17 protein-coding genes are annotated in these 17821 nt (G+C 48.2%); 13 read left to right on the top strand and 4 right to left on the bottom strand.

The window, feature by feature from the left end; genetic code table 11:
• Nucleotides 1-213 precede the first annotated feature (213 nt).
• Complete coding sequence (locus AB1L17_RS30290) at nt 214-705, bottom strand: DUF3600 domain-containing protein (RefSeq protein ID WP_412848901.1); 492 nt, start codon at nt 703-705, stop codon at nt 214-216.
• Nucleotides 686-1264 (bottom strand): sigma-70 family RNA polymerase sigma factor, encoded by a 579-nt coding sequence (locus tag AB1L17_RS30285; protein ID WP_412848638.1) that lies wholly within the window; start codon nt 1262-1264, stop codon nt 686-688. The genes AB1L17_RS30290 and AB1L17_RS30285 overlap by 20 nt, the downstream gene beginning before the upstream one ends.
• 244 nt (nt 1265-1508) lie before the next feature.
• Here AB1L17_RS30285 and AB1L17_RS30280 point away from each other — a divergent pair, with 244 nt between their 5' ends.
• A complete protein-coding gene (locus AB1L17_RS30280) occupies nt 1509-3746 on the top strand; it encodes a hypothetical protein (RefSeq protein ID WP_412848639.1) in 2238 nt (745 codons plus the stop codon).
• Between the two features lie 9 nt (nt 3747-3755).
• Here AB1L17_RS30280 and AB1L17_RS30275 read toward each other — a convergent pair whose 3' ends face one another.
• On the bottom strand, nt 3756-5690 hold the full coding sequence (locus AB1L17_RS30275) for an ABC-F family ATP-binding cassette domain-containing protein (RefSeq protein WP_412848640.1): 1935 nt from the start codon (nt 5688-5690) through the stop codon (nt 3756-3758).
• A 105-nt stretch (nt 5691-5795) separates the two neighbouring features.
• On the opposite strand from AB1L17_RS30275, the gene AB1L17_RS30270 reads away from it, so the two are divergent.
• The 6 genes from AB1L17_RS30270 to AB1L17_RS30245 all read left to right on the top strand — a co-directional run bounded on the left by AB1L17_RS30270 (nt 5796) and on the right by AB1L17_RS30245 (nt 9765).
• Nucleotides 5796-6374: a 5-formyltetrahydrofolate cyclo-ligase gene (locus AB1L17_RS30270; RefSeq protein WP_412848641.1), complete on the top strand. Its 579-nt coding sequence runs from the start codon at nt 5796-5798 to the stop codon at nt 6372-6374.
• 131 nt (nt 6375-6505) lie between these two features.
• A complete protein-coding gene (locus tag AB1L17_RS30265) occupies nt 6506-7021 on the top strand; it encodes a MogA/MoaB family molybdenum cofactor biosynthesis protein (protein ID WP_412848642.1) in 516 nt (171 codons plus the stop codon).
• Entirely contained in the window at nt 7015-8016 is a 1002-nt protein-coding gene (locus AB1L17_RS30260) for a molybdopterin-binding protein (protein WP_412848643.1), read from the top strand. The genes AB1L17_RS30265 and AB1L17_RS30260 overlap by 7 nt, the downstream gene beginning before the upstream one ends.
• A 61-nt stretch (nt 8017-8077) precedes the next feature.
• Complete coding sequence (tatA, locus tag AB1L17_RS30255) at nt 8078-8443, top strand: twin-arginine translocase TatA/TatE family subunit (protein ID WP_412848644.1); 366 nt, start codon at nt 8078-8080, stop codon at nt 8441-8443.
• A gap of 21 nt (nt 8444-8464) precedes the next feature.
• Nucleotides 8465-9241, top strand: a complete 777-nt coding sequence (gene tatC, locus AB1L17_RS30250) for a twin-arginine translocase subunit TatC (protein WP_412848645.1) — start codon at nt 8465-8467, stop codon at nt 9239-9241.
• Between the two features lie 104 nt (nt 9242-9345).
• A complete protein-coding gene (locus AB1L17_RS30245) occupies nt 9346-9765 on the top strand; it encodes a hypothetical protein (protein ID WP_412848900.1) in 420 nt (139 codons plus the stop codon).
• A gap of 66 nt (nt 9766-9831) precedes the next feature.
• On the opposite strand, the gene AB1L17_RS30240 is transcribed toward AB1L17_RS30245, so the two are convergent.
• A complete protein-coding gene (locus tag AB1L17_RS30240; RefSeq protein ID WP_412848646.1) occupies nt 9832-11166 on the bottom strand; it encodes a CAP-associated domain-containing protein in 1335 nt (444 codons plus the stop codon).
• A gap of 266 nt (nt 11167-11432) precedes the next feature.
• Here AB1L17_RS30240 and groES point away from each other — a divergent pair, with 266 nt between their 5' ends.
• From groES to AB1L17_RS30210, 6 genes are all read left to right on the top strand, one after another.
• The gene (groES, locus tag AB1L17_RS30235; RefSeq protein WP_412848647.1) at nt 11433-11717 is read left to right on the top strand and encodes a co-chaperone GroES; all 285 of its coding nucleotides are present in this window, start codon (nt 11433-11435) and stop codon (nt 11715-11717) included.
• Nucleotides 11718-11772: 55 nt separating this feature from the next.
• Nucleotides 11773-13404 (top strand): chaperonin GroEL, encoded by a 1632-nt coding sequence (gene groL / locus AB1L17_RS30230; RefSeq protein ID WP_142498454.1) that lies wholly within the window; start codon nt 11773-11775, stop codon nt 13402-13404.
• A 201-nt stretch (nt 13405-13605) separates the two neighbouring features.
• Nucleotides 13606-14904 (top strand): ABC transporter substrate-binding protein, encoded by a 1299-nt coding sequence (locus tag AB1L17_RS30225; protein WP_412848648.1) that lies wholly within the window; start codon nt 13606-13608, stop codon nt 14902-14904.
• Between the two features lie 74 nt (nt 14905-14978).
• On the top strand, nt 14979-15938 hold the full coding sequence (locus tag AB1L17_RS30220; protein WP_412848649.1) for a carbohydrate ABC transporter permease: 960 nt from the start codon (nt 14979-14981) through the stop codon (nt 15936-15938).
• A gap of 10 nt (nt 15939-15948) precedes the next feature.
• On the top strand, nt 15949-16770 hold the full coding sequence (locus AB1L17_RS30215) for a carbohydrate ABC transporter permease (RefSeq protein ID WP_412848650.1): 822 nt from the start codon (nt 15949-15951) through the stop codon (nt 16768-16770).
• Complete coding sequence (locus AB1L17_RS30210) at nt 16767-17549, top strand: HAD family hydrolase (protein ID WP_412848651.1); 783 nt, start codon at nt 16767-16769, stop codon at nt 17547-17549. The genes AB1L17_RS30215 and AB1L17_RS30210 overlap by 4 nt, the downstream gene beginning before the upstream one ends.
• Nucleotides 17550-17821 lie beyond the last annotated feature (272 nt).

Below are 17821 nucleotides of genomic sequence, written 5' to 3'. Positions count from 1 at the left end.
GAATAAAGAAAAAACGGGGCCGTCATGCTATTGACAGTCCTCGTTCATATCAGTGAAGCTGAAATTCCCCGCCATTTATTCCTACGCTGGGTCGGGCTCCAGAGGCGCTTGGACTGGAAATGCGCTTCTTCTTACGCGGCTTTTCCCAACATATAAGAACAAGCCAAATAATCGAGGGACTATCCAAGATGGAAAGTCCCTCAAATTCATGCTTTACTTGCCACCCTTCACTTTCGCGAAATAAGGTGCCGCCTTTTCTCCTAACTCTTTAAACTGCTTCAATTCCTCCGCACTAAACTGATTTTCATGTACGACCCCATTTGTATCCGTAACCTTCATCTTCATATCTACGATTTGTTTCATAATCGCAGAAAACTCCTCGAATTCCGCTTCCGTCAGCTTTCCTTTTGCTTCCTGCAAGAAGCCCTCAATCTCCTGATAATCTTCTTGGCTTCCCCCATGCTGCTTAATCGCTTCAGGTGAACCGAAAATTTGATCAGCCAAATAAGGTGTAGCCAGAGCCGCCGTTGGGATCAGGATAGCCACTGCTACGATTCCGCTTACTAAACGTTTTTTCATCGATAATCTCCCTTTCTTTTGTCCGAAATCATTTTGAAAGGAGAGGTATACACGACTCTCGATCTCGGGTGGGGGTTTCAACGATTCAGCATGTTGAAGAAGCTCATCACGTAGTTGTTTGTCCATGGACATAAGAGTCTCCTCCCGTTAATTCGCAATGCTTGCGTAGTTCCTTTAGTGCCAGATGATGCCTGGATTTCACGGTACCCAGCGGGATTTGCAGCAATTCGGCGATTTCATCCAAAGCATAATCGTGAAAATAGCGCAAAATGACCACTACGCGTAACTTGTACGAAAGCTTCCGAACCACTCCAAGTAATTCGAGCTGTGTCTCTGATTTCATCACTTCGGTATCTGTCCAATCAAACTGCTCATCATGCATGATGCGGTTTCGTTCAAAGAGACGTATTCTTCGCCAAGCCTTCCGTTTCCAATCCTGTACCTGGCGAACGGCAATGCCGTGTAGCCAAAATCGAAACGGCCGGCTGTGATCATAGGTGGGAAAGGAACGCCACATACGAATGTAGGTCTCGTTCAAAATGTCTTCGATGTCTTGTTTGTCGTAGATGAGAAAAGCGATTGTACGATACACATCTGTATGGGTGGCTTTATAAACGACGTGAAAAGCTGCTTCGTCTCCCGTAAGCATTTTTTCAAGCCATGGAAGTAACTCTTTCTCATTCATGGGGGCCCCTCCTGAACGTATTACAACCCTATATTCGCTAGCTGAGGCAAAAAGGTTCAGTTGTTTTCCATCCATCTGATTTGTTTTATCCACAACATAGGATAACTTTCTTGATTGTTCACACATACTCCTGTGAATACTGGTGATAACACGGGAAATTGACCGGGAAAACCGCATGTATTCTGTGGATTGTTCTGTGGAAAATGTGGATAAAAAAGTCGAGTTATCAACAGGAGGGAGACTCATGAAGAAGAAACTCGCATTGATTTGTTTGTCATTCCTGATATTGTTTCTTCCTACAAATATCGGAAATCCATTGATGGCAAAGGAAAAACAACAGGTCATCATGCTTTTTGTAGAGGGGATGTCCTTTTACGATCTGGAGCAGCTCAAAAAGTTATCTACTGTGGATAAATGGCTCGATGATGCAGCTGCTGGTGCCCTTTCCATCAGAACACCGGGACAGCGCACTGCTGCAAACGGCTATTTGCTCATGGGGAGTGGAGGCCAGGCGCTTTACTCGGATAAGAGTGGGACGGGCTATCATCCGTTTGAGGCCATGTCGTCTAGGGAAACAGCGGGTGAGCGGTTGCAGGAGCTGGGCAATAATCAGTCGAAGGAGGTGGCGCGTTCATCTATCGTTTTTCCGGGTATTTTCCGGCTCCTGGCAGATAATCGGGATAAACCGTATTCTGCACAAATTGGGCTTCTGGGGACGGTGCTTGCCACGAACAGCATTCCGGTTGCTTTATATGGAAACGGTGATTATGACGAGACCCGACAGAGACATGCTGCTTTGTTTGCGATGGACCAGGAAGGAACCGTTCCGGCAGGAGACATTTCTGCAAAAAGCATGCAGCTCGTTCGCGGCTATCCTTACGGGATCAAGACAAACTACGCTTACCTGCTTGAACGAATCCGCAACGATCGTCAAGCGGGCCTGATCACTGTACAGCTCTCTGACTTGTCCCGGTTATACCAGTTGAGTACAGATATGGAGCTAGGTCAGTTTACGAGGCAATACGAGCGTATTTTGAGCGATTTGTCTTTGTTCGTAAGTCAGCTCCTTGAGGAACGTACAGCACATCAACGTATTGTGTTAGCATCGCCAGCAGTCAATCATATGGCGACGAAAGAAAAGGCATTATTATCACCGCTTCTGATCTGGAGTGACAAAGGGAGTGGTCTGTTGACCTCGGCTACCACGAGGCAATCGGGATTAATCAGTGGTCTGGATATTGTCCCTTCCGTTCTGGCTTGGCTGGATGTACCCGCACCAAAAGGGTTGGCTGGTCATGTCATCCGTTTCGAGAAGGGTAGCGATCTGTCTGTTCTTCAGGATCAGGTAGGTGAAATTCATCATACGTATGCGACACGGCCAGCTGTTCTCTACACGTACGTCATGCTGCAGATCGTCACTGTAGGATGTGCGGTCCTTCTTTGGTTGTTTGGGAGAAAAAGAGAAGGCGTCAGCCTCCTGCGTCTTCGTAGAGGAATACGTCTGGCGCTGTTGGCTTTATTGTGGTTTCCTGTATTGCTTTTGGCAGAGAGTTTGCTCGACTGGCAGACTTCTGGTGCGGTTGTCTTGGGGGGACTCATCATGGCGGCCTTGATCGCTGCTTTTTGGCAGGAAGCGCACTCCCTCTCACGAATTATGCTGACGGTTAGCGGAGTGACCACAGCTTTTCTGCTGGTGGACGGATGGACAGGCGCTCGCTTAATGCGGCAATCGTATCTTGGCTATGATCCGGTAATCGGAGCGAGGTTTTACGGCCTTGGCAATGAATACGAAGGGGTATTGATCGGCAGTACCATCATGCTCGTGGCTTCTTTGTACGAGAGGCTGCGAGGGGGACAACAAGAATGGTACCGGGAGAATAAATGGTTGCCTGCTGTCTCCATAGCCACATACAGTGTCGTGCTGTACTACATGGTGGCTCCCAGCTTGGGAACGGACGCAGGCGGATTTCTAGCTGGTCTGATCGGTTTTTCTGTGGCATTGTCACGGCTTGAGGGCTGGCGAATCGGCAAAAAAGGCCTCCTGCTGTTGGCAGGCGGCCTGATTGTGGGCGTATGTGGTTTGATGGCGATCAGTCTCATGTCAGATCAGCCCTTGACGCATGTCGGACGGATTTCTCAGCAGATTGTACAGGGAGAATGGTCCGAGGTCGGGCAGATGATCGAACGAAAGCTGGCGATGAACCTCCGTTTGATTCGCATCTCCATTTGGAGCAAAGCATTTGTCGTCTCTCTAATTGCCTTAGGCGTTCTCACCTTGAAGAACGACCGCTTTCTGCGTCATCTCGCGAAGGATACTCCTTACTTGGTCAAAGGCTTTGCAGGAGTCATAGCAGGAGCGTTAGCTGGGCTTATCCTCAATGATTCGGGGATCGTCACAGCGGCTACCTGCATGACTTTTCTGGTGGTTCCTGCTCTCTATGCCGCATTGGAGGAGCCTGCACAGGAGCGCTGTTCTACATAAAAGTGAGAATTACCCTTCTGATAGCGCGCTCCACTCGTCATACAACTGCTCCAGCTCTTCTTTGGCTGCATGAATTTGGTCATTGCGTTCTTTTGCCTGCACATGATCGCTATAAATTTCCGGGAGGCACAGCTCTTCTTCCCATTTTACAATGTCAGCTTCGCGTTTTTGGATCGTAACCTCGATCTCTTCCAAGCGGCGCTGCCGTTGACGTTCGCGACGTTTTGCTTCCTTATCCAGCTCATAAGAGGATTTCTCAGGCTGTGCCGTTACGGTACCGCCTTGTTTTTTGGTAGGCTGCGCTGCTTGTTCAGTTGCGAGCTCTTCCAGTTCCTGCTTTTTCTCCACGAAGTAATCATAGTTACCCAAATAGCTGGTTACGCCATCACCTGTCAGCTCCAGTACACGGGTGGCAATCTTGTTTAAGAAGTAACGGTCATGGGAGACGAACAGAATCGTACCCGGATAATCGTAGAGGGCGTTCTCCAGCACTTCCTTGCTGAAAATATCCAAGTGGTTCGTCGGCTCGTCGAAGATCAGGAAGTTCGCTTGCTTGAGCATGAGCTTTGCCAGGGAGACACGTGCACGCTCTCCGCCAGACAGGTCGCTGATCTTCTTTTGTACATCGTCACCGCTAAACAGGAAGTTGCCGAGCAAGGTGCGGACATCCTTTTCCAGCATGTTCGGGTACTCATCCCAAATTTCGCCGAGCACCGTATTTCGTTCGTTCAGGTTGCGATGCTCCTGGTCATAGTACCCGATGGTCACATTGCTTCCGAAATGAATATCGCCGCGCAGCTTAGGCAGCTGCTCCACGATCGTTTTTAACAGCGTCGATTTCCCGATACCATTGGGACCGACCAATGCCACACGTTCCTCGCGCTCGATATCAAAAGTAAGACCCTGTGAAAGAACAGCATCAGGGTAGCCGATCGCTACGTTGTTTGCTTTCATCACGATCGTGCCGCTCATTTTCGCCACTTCAAAAGAGAAGTGGACGGATTTGTTATTCATGATCGGCTTGTCCAAGCGATCTATTTTTTCCAACGTCTTGCGTCGGCTTTGTGCGCGCTTGGTCGTCGTAGCTCTCGCGATGTTGCGCGCAATGAAATCCTCCAGCTTGGCGATCTCTTCCTGCTGTTTTTCGAATCGTTTCAAATCTTGTTCGAGACGAGCGGCCTTCTCATCGAGGAAGCGGCTGTAGTTACCGACATAGCGGGTAGCGCGTGTCCGTTCGATTTCATAGACAACGGTTACGAGCTTGTCCAGGAAGTAACGGTCATGAGAGACAACGAGAATCGCGCCCTGATAGTTTTGCAAATACGTCTCCAGCCAGGTCAGTGTCTCGATATCCAGGTAGTTCGTCGGCTCATCGAGCAGGAGAATGGTAGGAGATTGGAGCAGCAGCTTGGCTAGTGCCAGACGAGTCTTTTGTCCGCCGCTCAATGTGCGAATCTGCGTCTGGTAATCGAAGTCCGCAAAGCGTAGGCCGTGCAAAACCCCGCGAATTGCTCCCTCGTAGCTGTAACCGCCTTTTTCCTTAAAGGCTTCCGAGCGGTGAGAGTAATTTTCCAACAGCTGCTGGTAACGCTTCTCATCAGCGAGAATAGCCGGATCGCCCATTTTTGCCTCAAGCTCACGAAGCTCCAGCTCTTCTTTTTGCAAATGGGAAAATACGGAGAGCAGCTCATCCCAAATCGAACGTTCCGATTCAAGGCCGCTGTTTTGTGCCAAATACCCGAGCGTGACATCCTTTGGAATGCGGATAATTCCTTTGTCATAGCTTAACTCGCCAGCGAGGATCTTCATCAGAGTCGATTTGCCTGCACCGTTTACGCCAACCAGACCGACCCGTTCCCCGGTTTGAATTTGCAGGGAGATGTCTTGTAGAATGGTTTCGATACCATACGTTTTTTCTATATGTTCAGCTTGTAGCAAAATCATCGGATTCACCTCTTTATATACTAATGCCAGTGTAGCCTAGAGAGAGCGCATGGGACAAGCCTCGTGGGAATGTCCCTACACGTTTCGGAGAGGAAAGAGGTTGTCATGGACCAAAAAACGAATAAAAAACAGCTGCGAAGCCATATTTTGGAGAGGCGCAAGTCTATGTCTGCCGAGTTACGAGAGCAGCTTTCCAGACAGGCATGCGATTATCTGCTGTCTAATGAAAGACTTGCTGCTGCCAAAGCGATCATGGCTTTTCACCCTTTTGGCGATGAATTGGATATCCTGCCGTTTATGCATGAGGCCCAGAAGCGAGGCCAAGAAATATGGCTGCCGCTTACAAACGTGACAGAAAGAAAGCTCATTCCTTATCGGTACACAGGACGTCAAATGCTAAAGCAAGGAGTCTACGGGATTTGGGAACCGGACCCGGACCGCGCCGAGACAGTGGACGTGTCACGCTTGGATGTTATGATCGTTCCAGGTGTTGCTTTTGACAGCAAGGGAGGTCGAATGGGGTATGGCGGCGGTTATTATGACCGCTTTCTGGCAACGCTTGAAAAGCTCCCGTTCTTGGTCGGAGTGGGCTTCTCGATTCAGGTTGTGGAGTATGTGCCGCTAGAGCCTCATGATGTTTTGCTAGATGCAGTCGTGAGCGATAAAGGCTTCCTGCATTTTTGAATGTTTTGTGTCTGCGGGTTTCTAATGCCTTCTACTGTCAGGAGTAGCGCGGTCCTCTTATGAAAAACGGCGAGACGTTTTTGACAGAAAAGTGTACAATACTATCGAATGAGAAACCGGAGGAATGTATGGTGAGCAAATGGAAGGTAGGCGTTATTTCTGCAAGTGATTCGATTGCCAGAGGAGATCGGGTGGATGATCGTATTCCAATCATCCGTCATCTGACAAAGGAATGGCTTCATGTAGATGTCGCTGTATACCGTGCCGTTAGTGATGATATGGAAGATTTGCAAGAACTTATGATTGAGCTCGTAGACCGCGAAAAATGCGATCTGCTGATTGTAACTGGGGGTACGGGGCTCAGCCCGCGTGATGTTACGCCGGAAGTGACCGCATGGGTCATAGACAGACCTGTCCCAGGATTGGCTGAAGAAATGCGTCGTGCTGGTTTGAAGCAATCCCGCAGAGCAATGCTGACGAGAGCAGTTGCAGGAACAAGGGGGAATTCGCTGATTGTGAACCTCCCTGGTAATCCGAAAGGCGTAGAAATCTGTTTCAATGCGATTGGAGACATGCTCTCCGATGCCCTGCACATTTTGCAAGGAACAGGAGAAGCAAACGAAGATTGGGGAGGATTGCATTGGTAGAAAAACCTCAGATGAAGGAAGTGCCAGTGCGTGAAGCGATCGGAATGATGCTTCCTCACGATATGACGCAAATTTTGCCTGGAGAATTCAAAGGGCGCTTGTTTAAAAAAGGACATGTTGTCACCGAGGCAGATATCGAGCCGTTGCTGTCCATTGGCAAAGAGCATATTTACGTGCTGGAAATGCCTGAAGGCTACATCCATGAGGAAGAAGCGGGCATTCGAATCGCCAAGGCTGTTTCCGGACAAGGCTTGACCTTGACGCCTCCTTATGAGGGCAAGGTTTCGATGAAAGCTGCAAGAACTGGTCTGGCCAAGATCAACGAGGAAGCTGTCCATGCGTTGAATCAGCTGGAAGGTATCGCGTTTTCGACCATGTACGGCGATCAGGTCGTGCATCCAGGGCATACATTGGCTGCTACGAGAATCATTCCGTTAATTATGGAAGAGTCTCGGATCATCGAGCTGGAGCAGTTGGCCAAGCAATTTGACGAACCGATTGTTCAAGTAAAATCGTTTCTGGACAAAAGAGTGGGACTCGTTACGACAGGTGGAGAAGTTTTCTCTGGCAGGATTGCAGACAAGTTTGGGCCTGTGATTCGCAATAAAGTGGAAGCTCTCGGCTCTACTGTCGTAGACCAACGTTTTGCGCCAGATGACAAAGAAGCCATCGAACAACAGATTCACTCGTTCCTTGCCGAAGGGGTCGATCTGATTTTGGTCACGGGGGGCATGTCTGTCGACCCGGATGACCGTACACCAGGGGCGATTGCAGGAGTAGGAGCGGAAGTAGTGCGCTACGGTACGCCGATGCTGCCGGGCTCCATGCTGATGGTGGCCTACAAAGGCGATATACCGATTCTCGGACTGCCGGGCGCGGTCATGCATGAATCGTTTACTTCCTTTGATGTATTTTTGCCTCGCATTCTTGTAGGAGAGCGAATCGTGGCTTCCGACATGACAAGACTCGGATATGGTGGTTTACGAAAGTGCTAGCTGGTTAGACTGGCAAATAACGAAAAGCAAACGACTTCACCTGAAAAAGGAGTGAACAAAAATGAGCTCAATTGGGATTCCTGGATTAATCTTAATATTAGTATTAGCATTGGTGCTTTTCGGACCGAAAAAGCTTCCAGAATTGGGGCGTGCGGTAGGGCATACGTTGAAAGAATTCAAAAATGCAACCCGTAGCCTGACAAGCGACGATGAAGACGACGATGAAGAGAAGAAGCGCAAGGAGCTAGCCGCTAAAGACGCGCCTGTCAAAACAGCAACGCTTGTCTCCGAGAAGGATGCATCAGAGCGGGAGCGAATCGAACGCGAAGTTCGTGAAAAAATGGAACGCGAGCGCTTGGAAAAGGAAATCCGCGAAAAGCTGGAGCTAGAGCGCACGCAGATGGAAAAAGAACAGAAGAACGCGTAACAGGTAAGGTTGGTGGTTACCATGAAGGATCAGGAAATGACAGTGGTAGAACACCTGACGGAACTGCGCAAGCGCATCATATGGGTGCTGGCCGTATTTATTGTCGCATTGATCGTCGGTTTTGTCCTCGCCGGTCCACTCGTGGATTATTTAAAGCAAGAACCGATTGCGGATGGCGTACCGATTGTCTCGTTGCATCCGTCAGACGCACTTCGTGTTTACATGCAGGTTGCCTTTCTGGTTGGCGCTGTCATTACACTGCCTGTAGCACTTTATCACGTTTGGCGTTTTGTTTCGCCAGGGATGGAAGTACAAGAAAAGCGCGGGACGCTTTACTTTATTCCAGCAGCTTGTTTTCTGTTTATCGTGGGCATCCTGTTTGGATACTACGTCGTTTTCCCGATGGTCATGAAGTTCATGACCAATATTACAGCGTCGATGGGCGCAGACCCTAACTACGGAATCGCGCAATACTTTGGCTTCATGTTTAATATGGTCATTCCGTTTGGGGTTCTGTTCCAGCTGCCGATTATCGTCATGTTCCTGACGCGACTGCGCATCCTCAATCCAATGAGGCTGGCAAAGGTACGACGCTACGCTTACTTTGCACTGGCCGTCGTGGGGATTACCTTGACGCCTCCTGAGATTGTCAGCGATATTCTCGTGATCATCCCTTTGCTGCTGTTGTACGAGCTGAGCATTTGGTTGTCCCGTGTTGTTTATCGCAAGCAACTGAAAGAACAAGAAGCGTGGGAACAGGAATACGGCAGTTTGGAAACAAATGAACCCCTTCAATAACGAACATGAGAAAAGTCTTCTGTCCCGAGTGGCAGAGGACTTTTTTGGTATTCCAGCAGAAATTGGGAAATACTACGGACGTTATGATCCGGGAGGTGCCGAATTTGTGGTTGATTGTATGTTTGGCGTTGCTCTTTTCTGGGAGTACCGCATCTGCGACAGGGCTGGGTGAGCCAATCGAGCTGTTCGATACAGACAAGCAACGGGTTGTGGCTACCTTTGAAAATACAGCTGGATTTCAGGAGGAAGCACAGCAGATTTTACAGAGTGTGAGCGGTCGCGTCTTGGAGTTTAATCCTTCCTTGGATTCCGCCATGATTGTGAAAATTCCGCTTGTCCCTCCAAAGCCGATGAAGCTAAAGTCCGCCAATCTCGATGCGATGATTGCCGAGATGTTTGTCATCATGCCCAAAAAAGGGGAGCGTCGCCCGTGGCTGATCCTGCATACGAAGGAGTATGAGACGGTCGTTATGGAGTTTTCAGCAAAAATAGACCACTTGAGGGAACAGGTGAAATTGCCATAAAGCCGCGCTTCATCTTGCAAAAACAGGCCCGGTGGTCCATAAAAAGCGACGAGACCGGGCTTTTGTTTACTTCATGGGAGTGAGGAAGGTTTGTGTGAAGTAGTCTGCATAGACACCCACCCCTAACTGGGTGAAGCCTTTTTCAAGCACGTTTTTGCGATGTCCGGGACTGTTCATCCAGCCTTCATGAGCTTCGATGGCATCTGTGTAGCCTGCTGCAATATTTTCTCCGGCCATGCTATAAGAGAGTGAGGCTGCTTTCATGCGGTCAAAGGGATTGCTCCCGGTAGTTGCAGAGACGTGATCGAAGAAATTGTTCCCTTCCATGTCGATGCTGTGATTTCGCGCTACATCAGCTGCTTTTTCGTTCCACTGCAGTGGCGGAAGCTTGTACCGGTAGCGGGAGACGTTGACCAGATCGAGTATTTGGCGCTCATACGCTGCATTGACCAGCTCTCGTTCACCGACACGAAGTGGTGGGGGATCAAAATTGGGTGCCTGACCCTGATAAGTCCATTTCGTTTCGTAAAAACTGCCGCGTAACAGCATTTTCGTGTCAATCATCCGTACTGCGGTGACTTTGTTGCCGTTTTGCTTGTCCAAATAATAAATGAACGGGGTACCGTTTTTCATTACGAGAGGGCGCTGCTGCTTTTGATTGGTAATCTGGATTTGTGCCCCCATATAAGAGAAAGATACAATACTTTGCACAGGGATCTGACGCTCCAGTGATTGCTGGCTGGTGCCGACTCCGATGTTGCCGAGCTTTGCTGTAGGAGCAAGCGAGTACACATCGACTACCTTATCGTTTTCGATGCCCACTTGAATGTATCGCGCCGGATCACGATTGTACACCCACCATTGGTAGCCGAGGCTGCTGGGCTCTTTACGGGCAGGCTCACCTAAGAGCCTGTGTACTTCCCCAGAAGACATGCCGAGACCTATGTCAAATATCGTGTTAGGCTTTTGCTCTCGAATCGCGGTTTCAGGTGGTTTGGGTGTTGTAGGTTTTTGTGGAAGAGGCAAAGAGGCAGGGACGGCATTCGGTGTCATCTCTTTTGGAGTATCCTCAGGTTCAGGCTGACCGATGGCGGTGGCAGGAGGTTGACCGACCCAAGCCGTTTGGGAAGCATCATCCCAACCGATAGGCTTGTTGAAGTGGCGACCGATCATGGACAGAGGTACATAGAGTGTCCCTTGATATTCTAAAGAAGCTGGTATTTCCTTGTCTCCCTCCATGTAGTACCCAGGTTTTTCACTTGCGATGATTTCTCGGCCATCCCAATAGATGGAGGCTGGGAAAATGTTGACCCGTATAAAGGAAGTAGTATCCGAAGTAAAGAAACGGCTGATTCCCAAGACTCCCAGGGCAATTAAGCCAATCCAGAGCCATTTGTGCATGGAACAATTCCCTCCTTGGCGAGCTTGTCTGATTCGATGTCTCATTTATATGAGAGCCAGTCCGAATACTAGAACCAATTTGCTAGGAAAAGCAATTTGATAGTAGAAAGAGTAGGCAAGCAGTTGCATATGGAAAAAAGTGAGTGAAACTACTTGCAAAGTACATAGTGATTCATTATTATAGGAATTGGGTGTTAGCACTCATAACAGTCGAGTGCTAACAACAGAAATTTGTTTACCTACATTTTTTGAGGAGGGTGTTTTTAGTGCTTAAGCCATTGGGTGACCGTGTGGTAATCGAAGCTATCTCCAAAGACGAAACAACTGCGAGCGGTATCGTTTTGCCTGATTCTGCAAAGGAAAAACCGCAAGAAGGCCGCGTAGTCGCAGTAGGTTCTGGTCGTGTTGCTGACAACGGCGAGCGCATCGCTTTGGAAGTAAAAGACGGCGATAAAGTAATCTTCTCCAAATACGCTGGTACTGAAGTAAAGGTAGACAACAAGGAATACCTCGTGCTGCGCGAATCCGATATCCTCGCGATCATCGGTTAAGGCTCTTAACATAGGAAGTCGAACGAATAAACACATAACAGGAGGTAGAGTTTAGATGGCAAAACAAGTCAAATTCTCTGAAGACGCTCGCCGCTCCATGCTCCGCGGTGTTGAAACTTTGGCAAATGCGGTTAAAGTAACCCTCGGTCCAAAAGGCCGTAACGTGGTTCTTGAGAAAAAATTCGGTTCCCCGTTGATCACAAACGACGGCGTAACGATCGCAAAAGAAATCGAGCTGGAAGACGCTTACGAAAACATGGGTGCGCAACTGGTTAAAGAAGTTGCTACGAAAACCAACGATATCGCTGGTGACGGTACAACGACTGCAACTGTACTTGCTGCAGCTATGATCCGTGAAGGTCTGAAAAACGTAACTGCTGGTGCTAACCCGATGGTTATCCGTCGCGGTATGGAAAAAGCAGTTCGTGCAGCTGTTGAAGAAATCAAATCCATCGCGAAGCCGGTTGAGAACAAATCCTCTATCGCGCAAGTAGCTGCTATTTCCGCTGACGATCCAGAAGTAGGTAACCTGATCGCTGAAGCAATGGAAAAAGTGGGCAAAGATGGTGTAATCACTGTTGAAGAATCCAAAGGATTCGTAACAGAGCTGGAAGTAGTAGAAGGTATGCAATTTGACCGTGGCTACGCTTCCCCTTACATGATCACTGACACTGACAAGATGGAAGCGGTTCTGAACAACCCTTACATCCTGATCACTGACAAGAAAATCTCCAACATCCAGGAAGTTCTGCCTGTACTCGAGCAAGTAGTACAAAGCGGCAAACCACTCCTGATCATCGCTGAAGATGTTGAAGGCGAAGCGCTCGCTACTCTCGTAGTGAACAAACTGCGTGGTACCTTCACAGCTGTAGCGGTTAAAGCTCCTGGCTTCGGTGATCGCCGCAAAGCTATGCTGCAAGACATCGCTGCTCTGACTGGTGGCGAAGTAATCACAGAAGAGCTGGGTCTGGACCTGAAATCCACGAAGCTGGAGCAACTGGGCCGCGCTGGCAAAATCGTGGTTACAAAAGAAAACACAACGGTTGTTGAAGGTGCTGGCGACAAAGCTTCCATCGAGAGCCGCGTAGCTCAAATCCGTCAACAAATCGAAGATACTACTTCCGATTTCGATCGCGAAAAACTGCAAGAGCGTCTGGCTAAACTGGCTGGCGGCGTAGCAGTAATCAAAGTCGGTGCAGCTACTGAAACCGAACTGAAAGAGAAAAAACTCCGCATCGAGGACGCTCTGAACTCTACTCGCGCAGCAGTAGAAGAAGGTATCGTACCTGGTGGTGGTACTACTTTGATCAACGCAATAAAAGCGGTTGAAGCGATCAATGTAGGTGGCGAAGAGGCTGTAGGTGTACAAATCGTACTCCGTTCCCTGGAAGAGCCAGTTCGTCAAATCGCTGCGAACGCAGGACTCGAAGGTTCTGTAATCGTTGAGCGTCTGAAAAAAGAAGCAGTTGGCATTGGCTTCAACGCTGCAACTGAAGAGTATGTAAACATGCTCGAAGCTGGTATCGTTGACGCGGCGAAGGTTACTCGCTCCGCACTGTCCAACGCTGCATCTGTAGCGGCTATGTTCCTGACTACAGAAGCAGTAATTGCTGACAAACCAGAAGAAAACAAAGCTCCTATGGGCATGCCAGATATGGGTGGCATGGGCGGTATGGGCATGATGTAAGAAAGCGGCTCGCCGTTTTCTTGGAAGAGAGGCAGACAATACGTCTGTCTCTTTTTTTGTGTGCACTTATATAATTTTAAAATTTTGAATTTTTTGAAGAAAATTTGTTTCTTAAATGGGTTTTCGATTATAAAATATTACTACATAGAGCTGCTAGCATAGAGACACACAGCAAAAATCTTACATGGAGGAGATTTTGCGATGAGGCGTGTTGGGGTTTGGTTTATCAGTGTGCTGCTCGTACTCGTTATGGCTGCATGTAGTGGAAATGGTTCTGCACCTGCTTCAGGAGGGCAGACAGGCACACCAGCAGCAGAGCCGGCAAAAGGGGAGCCGGTGGAATTGGTCATGTACAGCTGGCGTACGGAGGACAAGGAAGCTTATGCCAAGTTCATTGCGGAGTTTGAGAAGAAGCATCCCACTATCAAGGTGAAGTTCAAGTCAGTGAAATCAACCGAGTACAATACGATTCTGAACAATTCATTGACAGCAGGAACTGGTGTGGACATTGTGCAGCTCAGGCCCTATTCCGGAACAACCTCTATCGCAGATGCAGGTTACTTGCTGCCTCTCGATGATATTGCCGGAGTGAAGGACATTTCTCAATCTTATTTGGATGCAGCAAAAGGAAGTGATCAGAAGATATACGGAGTGCCGCTTTCCATCAATTCAGCAGTTATTTTCTATAATAAAAAGCTGTTCGAAGTTAACGGCTTGCAGCCGCCTACGACATGGGATGAGCTCTTACAGGTCTCGCAAGAATTGCAGAAAAAGGACATCATACCCATCGCGCAGGCCGGAAAAGCCGCTTACCTGTTGTCTATGACTCATAGCGTAATTGGTCCGAGCGCATATGGAAGCAATGATTATGTAGATAAACTGCTCAAGGGCGAAGTCAAATTTACAGATGAAGCCTTCAAAGAATCGATTAAGCGCATGCAGGAGCTGGCCCAATTCTTCCCGCCTGACTTTGTGGCGATTGACGATAAGGATGCGCAAGCGCTGTTTTACACCGGAAAAGCCGCAATGTACATCAATGGCAGCTATCGCCTGGAAACCTTTCGGAAGCAGAGCCCTGACCTGCCGATCGACATTTTGCCAGGCTTGGCGAAGGAAAAGGGCGGCGAAACACCGATGATCAACTGGGTCGACGGTTCTTACGGCATTGCTAAATCAACCAAGCATCCGGAAGAGGCCAAAACCTTCATCGCGTTTTTGGCTTCCAAAGAGTTTGGGCAGATGTTTAGCGACGATTTGGATCGTTTGAGTGCGATCTCCGGTGTGACTCCCAAGCATCCATTGGTACAGAAAATGACCCAGCTCAGCGAGAAAAGCATGGCTCCTTACTTGATGCTCGTTCATTTTGGCGAAGGAACACCGACGACAAAAACAACCTTTGAAGACGCCATGCAGGGCTTGTACATCAATCAAATCAATGTTGAGAAGGTCGCAGAGGATACACAGGCGTCAGCCGATAAATGGTTCAAACCAAAGAAGTAATGCTGGGAATAACAAGGCAGGGTACAGCCTGTTTCCTTGGCTGTACCCGCATGTAGAGGAGGAGCTCCATAACCATGCCTGCATTGGAAAAAGCGACAGTCGTAAAATCGGAGACTGCTAAAGCCCGACCATACAACTGGAAGAAGCATCTGGTGCATCTGTTTTTACTTCCGGCGCTGTTATTTTATGTGTGGTTCCAAGTCTATCCGATATTGTCTGCGTTCTTAAACAGTTTTTTTGCGTGGAACGGTCTGCAACGCGGTGCGTTCATTGGCCTGGAAAATTTCGTACGCCTGTTTACGGAGTCGCCTTTTAAGGAAACGTTTTTTCGTGGACTCGGCCACAATGTGATCTTCTTTGTGGGAATGATGATTTCCAAGCTGGCTGTCGCTTTTTTTCTGGCGTTACTCATTCATAGCAAGATCCGTGGAAAAGAGTTTTTCAAGATGGTCATCTTCATGCCAAAGCTCTTATCCGTAATCGTCGTCGGATTTTTGTTCAGTTTGATTTTGAATCCTACCTACGGAGCGTTGAACACCTTTCTCAAGTTCATCGGTCTGGAAGAATGGGCGCGACCGTGGCTGGGGAGTCCGGATACTGCCCTATATACGATCATTTTGGTCAACAGCTGGTATGGGCTCGGGTTTGCTGTTCTCATTTTTCTTGCTGGCCTGCAAGCAATCCCGTCTGAAATATACGATGCGGCAAAAATCGACGGTGCTTCTGGCCTTACGATGCTATGGCGGATGACCGTACCTCTGGCGATGCCTTCGATTATGGTAATGACGATTCTTAGCTTTATTGGAGCGTTCGAGGCGTTTGAGTTGATCTTTGCGATGCAGGGCTCTCAGGCTGGACCTTATTTTTCAACCGATGTATTGGCTACTTATTTTTATCGTCTTGCTTTTGGTTCTGTGGCTGGGGGAGAGTCGATTGGACTCGGCTCGGCGCTGGCTGTAGTGCTTTTTCTGATGATATCCAGTGCGACGGCTGTCCTGCTCTTTTTCTTCAAACGCAAGGAATACGAACAGTAGGAGGGAAAACATGACGGCGCGAATCGGTCAGTATGCCAAGTATATCGTGCTCCTGTTTTTTGCCTTTTTGGCGCTTTATCCGATTTTCCTGATGATTGTATCGTCACTCAAAAGCAATTTGGATATCCTCACTTCTCCGCTCGGTCTGCCAAGCTCCTTTTCTCTGGATAACTATATAGATGTATGGGAGAAGGTTAACTTCGAAGCGTATATATGGAACAGTATCTACGTGAGTGGTTTGTCTGTCTTTTTTATTCTGTTCATTTCATCGTTGGCCGCTTTTTATCTTTCTCGGTATTCTTTTCGCTGGAATTCGTATGTTCTCTTCTTCTTTATGCTCGGCTTAATGCTGCCGATGAAGCTGGCGATTTTGCCCTTGTACATGATCATGCTGCAGCTCCAGCTCTTGGATACGCTGACATCTTTGGTGATTTTGTATGTAGCAGGAGGAATCCCGTTTGCAGTGTTTGTGTTCTACGGCTTTTTTCGAACCTTGCCTACAGAGCTGGATCAATCAGCGAGGCTAGACGGCTGCAATGGTTTTCAGGTGTATTACAAAATCATTTTGCCATTGATGAAGCCTGCATTGGCGACAGTAGGAATTGTTCATCTGATCGGGGTGTGGAATGACTTCTTTTACCCGCTGATTTTTTTGAAGAGCGAAGAATTGAGCACCATTCCTTTAGGGGTGCTTACACTGTTTGGTGAGTACGACACGGAGTGGAATATGCTGTTTGCTAGTCTCACGATCTCATCTTTGCCGATGATCATTGCTTTTTTGTTTGCTTCCAAGCAATTTATCGAAGGACTTACGTCGGGGGCGATAAAATGAGTAAGCGCTGGATAAGCTTTGATTTGGATGGAACGTTGATGCAAAACCCGTTTGGAGCGTGGGTATTCCCGGAGATTGCGCGTATAATCTCCGGGCGGCTGGGGAGAGAGCATGACATTATTTCAGAGATGGTAGCCGAGCATGAACGGCTCATGGCACAAGAACGTTATGTAAAAGCGTATGATTGGGATGGAATCCTTTCTAGTAGATGTGATGCGCTGTGCGTAGAGAAAATGATTGAGATTGAATCGCTGGTTCGAAAACACTCTGTAATACCCAAGGTGCATTTGCTCGAGGACGGAATACTCCAGGTGCTCAGTGAATTAAGGGAGCGGGGCTATTCGTTGGCAGTAGTCACGAATGGTTTTTACAAGTTCCAGGCACCCGTCATGGAGGCATTGGGCTTGCTGGAGTGCTTTGATGAGATTGTGACGCCGGAACGGGCAGGTACGGGCAAGCCTGACCCAGTTATTCTTCAAAAATTGCCCGGAGAAGTAATCGCTCATGTCGGTGATCGCTTGGATCATGACGTTCAACTCGCTAACCGAAGTCATGCAACCTCTGTTCTAATAGAAAGAAAATTGCCAGAGGAACTATTAGGGATCGAACCGCTGATGCGTGCACATGATCACAGAGTGCGCTTGTTATGCTTGGAGAAGTGGAAGCGGGAGTGTAAGAACCCTTTATTATCAGAAGTTCCGGAGCTCATGATGCCGCGAATCGTCATCCATTCTATGAAAGAACTCCCGTCTGCTATGGATGAACTGGAGGTGGGATAAAATTCTAGGTAATAATGCTTGCGTTTTTGTTTCCGGCTTGGTATGATAACTCTTGTCGCTTTTGAAGGGAATTTTAGAGAGAATGAAAAAAACTTCGAACTTCTAAAAAAACCTCTTGATTTTCAAAAGAAGACCTGATATAGTTTAAAAGGTCGGCGCCACAAGCGCTAACGACGAAAGAAAAGAAAGATATGTTCTTTGAAAACTGAACAGCGAAAGCGTTAATGAGTCTATCATTAAATGATTTGCCAGCTTTGAACCAGTAACAAACT

It is taken from the genome of Brevibacillus jepli, from assembly GCF_047229145.1.
Lineage (GTDB): Bacteria > Bacillota > Bacilli > Brevibacillales > Brevibacillaceae > Brevibacillus.
This window is presented reverse-complemented; position numbering and strand designations above follow the sequence as displayed.